Source organism: Streptomyces sp. NPDC045846, assembly GCF_056431605.1.
This window is the reverse complement of the sequence record NZ_JBWKKJ010000026.1, coordinates 49,093-56,148: the sequence shown is the minus strand read 5'-3', so window position 1 is coordinate 56,148 and position 7,056 is coordinate 49,093. Positions and strand designations below refer to the sequence as shown.

The window sequence follows — 7,056 nt, the reverse complement described above, 5'->3', positions numbered from 1 at the left end:
CGACGACCGGCTCCTCCACGGCCCCGTGCTCGGTCATGGTCTCACTCATCAGGCGTCTCCTTGATCATCGGATCCGCCGTCTATTGGACACTCCCTGTGGGGTGGCGAGTGGCGAGTGGCGAGTGGCGAGTGGCGACGGTGGCCCGGCCGGGGGCGGAGATCGGTCTCGTGAGCTCCTGGATTCACCGCATCGAACTCCCCCCTCCAAAATCGTCCGTTGGGGTGCCCGCAGCTCCGTAGGCGGCCCGGAGGAGGTGCGTCGGGCGGCGGGACCGAAGTCGCCACGCCATGTTGGGCTTGCGCGGCGCCAGTTGATTGAGTGACCGAGGGCACTGACGAGGGAGCGTGCCCGGGGGCGTGGTGGTTCGCCGGGTTCGCCCTGTTGCTCCCGGATGCTCGTCACCGCTCGTCGACTCGCTTGTCACAGCGGTGTCTTGATCCAACCCGCGTCGCAACGGCACGCCCGGGCACAGGCTTCTCTAGAAGCGACAAGGGTCCGCCGGTTCGGGCGGTCCGGACAACACCGCTTCGCAGGAGTGCCACATGCGTGTCAGGAAGTTCTCCGCCCTCGCCCTGGTCGTCACCTCGGCGGCCCTCTCGCTGACCGCGTGCGGCGGTAACGACGGTTCCAGCGCGGCCGCCCAGAACAGCACCCCGGCTGCCGCGAACAGCGCCACGACCGGCCAGGGCGCGGCCACCGCTTCCTCCAGCGCCAGCGGGGGCAGCGCAACCGGCAGCAGCGCTGGGAGCAAGGCCACGTCCCGGAAATCGACGGCTTCGGGCACCATGTGCAAGACCGACCACCTCGCCTTCAGCGCCGCATCCGCAGGGGCCAAGAACGAGATCGTCGTCAACCTCAAAAACACCGGCTCCGCCACCTGCACCATGCACGGCTTCCCCGGCGTGCAACTCATGGGCCCCGACGGCCTGGGCGAGAAGGGCCCCGACGCCGCACACACCGACACCACCGCATCCACCGTCACCATCGCCCCCGGCGAGGAGACCCGCTTCCTCCTCCACTACATCCCCGACAGCAGCGGTTCCGGCAAGACCTACACCAAGCTCGCCGTCACCCCGCCCAACGAGACCGTCTTCGACGTCATAAACCTCAACGGCCTGAAGATCACCGTCGCCGCCGGCACAGGCAATGCCCCCGACGTGTACGTCGACCCCGTCGGCTACCACACCGGCACCGGCAAGTGACCTCCGCGACTGTTGAACACGGGCCCGCTGCTGTCGAACCCTGACCGATTCCGGCCGACTTGGGCGGTAATGCTGTTGGGTGGGTACGCGCGTCGCGCCCGGTCCGTCGAGGGTGGGCTGCAACGGCTCGCACCGCACGCCTGCCTCGACGTCACGGAGTGAGCCGCCGCCTCCCCCGCAGCACCCGGCGAGACAGGCGTCGGCACGTACGCTGCGCTCATGGACGACCCCGTACTGACCGCCCGTGAACTGGTGACGGACCGATTTCCTGGGGCCCGGGCGGCCTTCCTCGCCGGCAGCGTACTGACCAGCCGCCGCACGTCCACCTCTGACCTGGACATCGTCGTCCTCCTGGACGGGCCGCCGGCTCCGACCCGGGAGAACCTCGTGTACCGCGGCTGGCCGGTGGAGCTCTTCGTGCAGACGGAGGTGGACTGGCACGGCTTCGCCGACCAGGAGACGGCGAGACGGCGCTCGCCGCTGCTCGCCATGTGCGCTGAGGGCATGCTCCTCGTGGACACCGACGGGCTCGGTGCCGGGCTCCAGGACGAGGCGCGCCAGCGCTTGGCGGCCGGCCCGCCGCCGCTCTCGGACCACGAGCGGGACTGCCAGCGCTACATCCTGACGGACTTGCTCGACGACCTGCGTGGCTGCACGGACCCCGCCGAGCGGACGTACTTGGTTGCGCACATGCTCCAGCGCACGTCGGAGTTCGTCCTCCTGGTCGGCGGACACTGGCTCGGCTCAGGCAAGTGGTTGTCACGGCGGCTGGCCGCGGCCGACCCCGAGGTGCACCGGGCGTTGTCCGCGACCGTCCCCCAGGCGATCACCGGGGATGTGAACGGCTTTGTCGCGGTGGTGGCAGAAGTGCTGGACCTGGCCGGCGGCCCGCTGTGGGACGGGTATGCGATTCGGTGAGAGTCGCCCCAGCGGCGACTACTCGGCGGCGGCGTGGCCATGGCGGCCGCACCCCTGGGGCGCACCGGAAGAGGTGAGCATCGCTGTGATGTGTGTGCCCATGAGGGTTGTTGTCCCGGTCAGGAGCGTCGCAGGTCGATCCAGGGAATGGTGTCTCCTGGTAGCAGGTATCGCTCGATCTCGACGAACCCGTGCTTCAGCGCGAAGCGCAGTCCGTCCTCGTTCGAGGACAGGACGACGGTCTCGATCACCTCGGCTCCCAGTTCTTGTGCTTGGCTGAGTCCGCGTGTGTAGAGCTCCTCGCCGAACCCCCGCCTGCGGTGCCGAGGAAGCACGCGGGCGATGACGGTGGCCGTGAGGGTCTCGTCGGCCGGAGGGCGCACTGTGGTGCAGCCCACCAGTTCGTCACCGAGATAGGCGATCTCCATGTGGTTGCGCCGGGCACGCTCGCGTACCTCGTCCAGGGAGAGCACGTGGGTAGGTATGACCGTGTTGTGGACGTACTGCCAGTCGGTGAGCGCGGCGTCGCTGTCCGGCTGTTGGATACGGAGGTCAGGCATCGCAGCAGCAGACCTGAGGACGGCGCTTACGTCAACCCCGGTGTGGGCTGCGGTACTTGGGCGAAGTCCGACCCCGTGAGGTTGTGCGGTCGTACGGCCGGTCCGAGTGCTGCTGGGTGATGCCGGACGCGGCCGTACGCGACCTGCCCCAGGGTGGAGTCCGGCACCCGACCGGCCTCGCGGCTTTGGTGCGCCCCGCAGGGATAGGCGGTCCCGCGTACGAGCCGGGTCGCGGCCGATGTCACCGTCGCAACGTCTGCCTCAGCGCGGTCTCCAGCGCCGCGTACGGCGCTTCGGCGCGGTGGGCGGCGCGCCAGCTCACGATGCCGTCGGGGCGGACGAGCACCGCTCCGTCCTCCCCGATGCCGCAGCGGTCCGGGAAGCTCGAACCGGGGGCCAGGAGCTGCGGGGTGAGGACGATGGTGTCCAGGAGGGCGCCGTCGGGGTCGAGGGTCCGGGCTGCCTGCGCCCAGGTTTGTCCCTGCCGACCGATCAGGAGCACGTGGCGTCCACCGCGTACCAGATCGAGGGTCGAGGAGCCCGCGTCGGTGCCCTCGGCGAGGGGGAGGTGCGGCAGTCGAGTGCCGGGTTCGCCCCGCCAGCGATCAGGTTCGTCGGCCGGTGGAAGTGGCGCCCGGGGGTGGGGCGCGCCGGGGACGGGCGCGGGGTAGCGGTAGCCGGTCGCCACCGCGGATTCGCTGAGCAACTCCGCGCTGTCGGGGGCCTGTTCGCGGGGGCCGGCCATGCGCAGCACAGCCTGACGCACCGTCAATTCGGCGATGGGGCGGCGTTCTGATTCGTACTGATCGAGCAGTTGCTCTCCAGCGTCCCCGCGCAGTACGGACACCAGCTTGGTCGTGAGGTTCCAGGCGTCCTGGATGCCGGTGTTGGCGCCGAACCCGCCGACCGGCGGGCAGACGTGGGCGGCGTCGCCGACCAGGAACACCCGCCCCGCGCGGTAGGTGTCGGCGACCCAGGCGCCCATCGTCCACGGGCGCGCGCCAGTGACCTGGAAGCCGGAGGTGGGGAGCCCGAGGGCCGCGGAGACGATGGCTTGGCATCGGTCGGGGGTGAACGCGGATTCCGGATCCGTGGTCGCGGGGTCGTAGCCGATGGACACGGCGCCGGAGTCCTGGCCTGTGGTCCAGGAGATGAAGGGGCGGCCCGGTTGGTCGGCGAAGGCCAGGGCGAGGGCGCGGCCGTCGAGCAGCGGCCGCAGGTCCGCCGTGAACGACAGCTCCATGGCGGACGCGAGGGCCTGGTCACCGCTTCGGGTTATCCCGAGGCGCTCCCGGATCGTGCTGGCGCCACCGTCCGCCGCCAGCAGGTAGTCGGCCTCGACCGTGTAAGGAATGCCGCGGTCGTCGAGTACGCGAGCGGTGACCCGCCGACCGGTCTGCCGCGTGCCGCTTGAGCGCCGCGTCGCGCCCCCGGACGCACCCTCGACGAAGCGGTGCCCGAAGCGCAGGTCGGCGCCGTGGGCAGCCGCCCGCGTCCGAAGCACGCGCTCGGCGTCCCCTTGCTTGACCATGGCGCCCTGGCAGGGGGAGACGGCGCTGTAGTCGTCGGCGGCGGGCAGGCGCCAACGCCGGATCTCGGCGCCGGCCAGCGATTCCACGACGGCGGCGTACTCGCCGCGGGGGCGCTCCCGTTCGATCGCGTAGATGTCGTCGGCGGCTCCGACGGCGCGGTACGCCTCCATGGTGCGGGGGTAGAACAGCTTGGCGCGCAACCGGGGCGAGATGCCGGTGTGCCGTTCGACGAGGATCGGTGTGACGCCGCGTGCCGCGAGGAAGAGCGCGGCGGAGACGCCCACGATGCTGCCGCCCACGATCAGGACCGACGTGCGGTCCGGGGCCGGCCCGTGCGGCGCCGGAGTCGAAGTGTTCTCGTTCATGACCTGATCGTCGGCCTGCGGATGCGGCCCATCCATCCGCTGCGCATAGGGTGAATCGATCCGACGCCCTGAAGGATTCCCTGATGCATTCTGATGGTCTCGACCGGGTCGATGCGCAGATCATGCACGCCCTCCACCTCGACGGACGCGTTCCGTTCTCGCGGGTCGCCCAGGTCATCGGCGTGTCGGACCAGACCGTCGCCCGCCGCTACAGCCGCCTGCGCTCGTCCAATGCCGTACGCGTGTGGGGCCTGATCGACCGGGCCAGGTTGGGACATGTGGAGTGGCTGGTACGGATCCGCTGTACCCCGGACTCGGCGCAGGCGATCGCCCAGTCCTTGGCCCGGCGGAGCGACACCTCGTGGATCAGCCGTACGTCGGGTGGCACCGAGCTGGTCTGTGTGACCACCGCCGCCACCCCGGGTGACAGCCTGCTCCTGCGCGAACTGCCCAAGACCGCCCGCGTCTTGGACGTCACCGCGCACTGCCTGCTCCACGTGTACTCAGGTCGCGCCGCGGGGGTCGTCGCCAAGCTGAGCGCCCTCACGCCCGAGGAAGCCGTACAACTGAGCCCGGCGGACCCGCCCTCCACCGACCTCGCGCAGCCCGTCGACCTCGACGACCTCGACCGGCACCTGCTCGGCCTCCTGCGCGACGACGGTCGCGCGCCCACCGCCCGGCTGGCCGCGGAGACGGGTGCCTCACGCTCCACCGTGCAGCGCCGGATGGCCGAGCTGCGCGCCGCCGGAGCGCTCTACTTCCATGTGGACGCCCGGTGGCCCATGCTCGGCCTCGGCGTGCGCACACTGCTGTGGCTCTCGGTCGAACCCGCACGCCTGGAACGCGTCGGGCTCGCCCTCGCCGACCACCCCGAGGTCATCTTCGTCGCCGCCACCAGCGGGTCCACCAACCTCCACGCCGCGCTGGCGACACGCGACATCCCCGCGCTGTACACGTACCTGAGTACGCGGATCTCCACTTTGCGCGGCGTACAGAGCGTCGACAGCGCCCCGGTGCTGCAAACGTTCAAGGGCGCCGCCGGGCTCCACGGCCCCGCCACCGATATCTGAGCGGTGCGGGGCGGTCGGGGTCGGCGTGTCATCGAGCTCCCGGTGCGTTCGTACGAGGAGCAAGCCCATGTCCGCATCCCGGGGCCAAGGCCCGTCGCCGGTTGGCCGGGGGCATGGTCAGGGGATGTCGACCAGGACCTTCCCGACGATCCCCTGCTCAAGCGCAGCGTGCGCGTCACGGGTGCGTTCCAGCGGGAAGCGGTGCAGCGGCAATCCGGCTTCCTCGCCGACGCGCAGCGCACCCGCGTCCACGGCTGCCGCGACATCGGCGACCGCTTGCCGCTTCGCCGCGGGGTGCACGGTGTAGACGAAGACGCTCTGCCAGCGCAGGTTCGCCGACAGGGAGGGGAGCACCGGGACGGAGAGCTGCACGCCCTCGGCGCCCGAGTAGTAGGCCACCACGGCTCCCCGTGCGGCCACGCGGATGTCGAGGGCGGCGTTGGCTTCCGGTGCGACCTCCACGATGATGTCGACGCCCTCGGGGGCGACGGCCAGGATCTCCGCTGCCGCGTCCTGCGTCCGGTAGTTGACCACCTGGTGCGCACCGGCCGCGCGCGCCAGCTCGGCCTTGGCGGGGCTGCTGACCGTGGTGATCACACGCGCCCCGGCCCAGCGGGCGAGCTGGATCGCCGCGTTCGCCACCGCGCCGGCGCCGCCTGCCACCAGCACGGTGACACCGTCCAGGGTGCCGGGCGCGATACGCCCCGGCCCGCCATCGTGAACGGTCAACGCGCGGTGGGCGGTCAGGGCCGGGATGCCCAGGGCGGCGCCGAGCTCGAACGGGGCGTGGTCGGGCAGGGCCACGGCCTGCTGGTCGGGGACGAGGGTGTACTGCTGTGCCGTTCCCCAGGGCCGCTCCCACGCGGCCTCCCAGACCCACACCCGCTGTCCGACGCGCGCCGGATCGACCTGCGGGCCGACGGCGTCGATCACGCCCGCACCGTCCTGATGCGGCACCTGCTCCTTGATCTCCGGCGGCAGCGGGCGCCTGCGGCTGCGCCAGTCGGTCGGGTTGACGCCCGAGACATGCACGCGCACGCGAACCTCACCCGGCCCCGGCTCGGGAACCGACCGCTCGACAAGCTCCAAGACCTCGGGGCCGCCGGCAGTTGTCCGGACCACGGACTTCATCTCTCACCGCTCTCTCGTGCTCGCCCCCGAGCACCGACCGGCAACCGGAAGGACACCGTCCTGCACGGGGCACCCCCGTACGAACCCCCGCTCCAGAGTGTGTATTCCGAGGGGGGTTACGATCGGCGGCGGGTTTCGGGCTGAGCGGGATGCCGGTTCTCCGCCACCAGGTGCCGAGTGAGGTCGGACGCGGTGAGTGCACAGGAACACCCGAGTTGCTCGGTTCTCCACCGGCTGGCCGGGCGTACGAAGAGATTCGTGCAGGCAATGGCTCGCC

Annotated in this window: 6 protein-coding genes; 3 read left to right on the top strand and 3 right to left on the bottom strand. The window is 71.0% G+C overall.

Annotation, left to right across the window (positions count from 1 at the left end; genetic code table 11):
• The first annotated feature begins 543 nt into the window (after positions 1 to 543).
• Both AC07F3_RS39580 and AC07F3_RS39575 read left to right on the top strand, forming a co-directional pair.
• A complete protein-coding gene (locus AC07F3_RS39580; protein ID WP_479119772.1) occupies positions 544 to 1,203 on the top strand; it encodes a DUF4232 domain-containing protein in 660 nt (219 codons plus the stop codon).
• A gap of 219 nt (positions 1,204 to 1,422) precedes the next feature.
• On the top strand, positions 1,423 to 2,121 hold the full coding sequence (locus AC07F3_RS39575) for a nucleotidyltransferase domain-containing protein (protein ID WP_479119771.1): 699 nt from the start codon (positions 1,423 to 1,425) through the stop codon (positions 2,119 to 2,121).
• Between the two features lie 119 nt (positions 2,122 to 2,240).
• Here the strand turns inward: AC07F3_RS39575 and AC07F3_RS39570 are convergent, their stop codons facing one another.
• Entirely contained in the window at positions 2,241 to 2,681 is a 441-nt protein-coding gene (locus AC07F3_RS39570) for a GNAT family N-acetyltransferase (RefSeq protein WP_479119770.1), read from the bottom strand.
• A gap of 241 nt (positions 2,682 to 2,922) precedes the next feature.
• The gene (locus tag AC07F3_RS39565; RefSeq protein WP_479119769.1) at positions 2,923 to 4,578 is read right to left on the bottom strand and encodes an FAD-dependent monooxygenase; all 1,656 of its coding nucleotides are present in this window, start codon (positions 4,576 to 4,578) and stop codon (positions 2,923 to 2,925) included.
• A gap of 83 nt (positions 4,579 to 4,661) precedes the next feature.
• Here AC07F3_RS39565 and AC07F3_RS39560 point away from each other — a divergent pair, with 83 nt between their 5' ends.
• On the top strand, positions 4,662 to 5,648 hold the full coding sequence (locus AC07F3_RS39560) for an Lrp/AsnC family transcriptional regulator (protein WP_479119768.1): 987 nt from the start codon (positions 4,662 to 4,664) through the stop codon (positions 5,646 to 5,648).
• A gap of 117 nt (positions 5,649 to 5,765) precedes the next feature.
• On the opposite strand, the gene AC07F3_RS39555 is transcribed toward AC07F3_RS39560, so the two are convergent.
• Positions 5,766 to 6,779, bottom strand: coding sequence for an NADPH:quinone reductase (locus AC07F3_RS39555; protein WP_479119767.1), 1,014 nt, complete (start codon positions 6,777 to 6,779; stop codon positions 5,766 to 5,768).
• Positions 6,780 to 7,056: the final 277 nt, after the last annotated feature.